The sequence below is a fragment of the Rhizobium sp. RHZ02 genome (assembly GCF_014851575.1).
GTDB classification, from domain to species: domain Bacteria; phylum Pseudomonadota; class Alphaproteobacteria; order Rhizobiales; family Rhizobiaceae; genus Rhizobium; species Rhizobium altiplani.
The window spans coordinates 1-368 of sequence record NZ_JACUZX010000101.1 but is presented as its reverse complement, the minus strand read 5'-3'; the positions used below and the strand labels follow the sequence as shown (position 1 = coordinate 368).

The 368-nt window shown below is 57.1% G+C and carries 1 pseudogene; it reads left to right on the top strand.

The features are described 5' to 3' along the window. A pseudogene (locus tag IB244_RS31700) lies at positions 1-368 on the top strand (integrase); the annotation flags it as partial.

Genomic DNA, 368 nt, shown 5'->3' with positions numbered 1-368 from the left:
GACAATTTCCTGCAGCAGCAAGCCCGCTTCGACGACTTCGTCGAGGAGTTCAACAGCGAGCGGCCCCACCAGGCGCTCAACATGGCCTACCCGGCAGAGCGCTACGACGCGTCACCGCGCGCCTACCGCGGCCTACCCGATCTCGACTACCCGTTCCACGACCAGACAGTCACCGTCACAACATGCGGACGCATCTGCTACAAGCGGAAGAAGATCAATCTCAGTCTGGTCTTCGCCGGTTAGGCCGTCGGCATCAAACAGGTCGAAGACAATATCTGGCTGACAAGCTTTATGGACTACGATCTGGGATACTTCGATGATGAGACATGCAGGCTTGAACCTTTGCCGAACCCTTTCGGTCCAAAAGT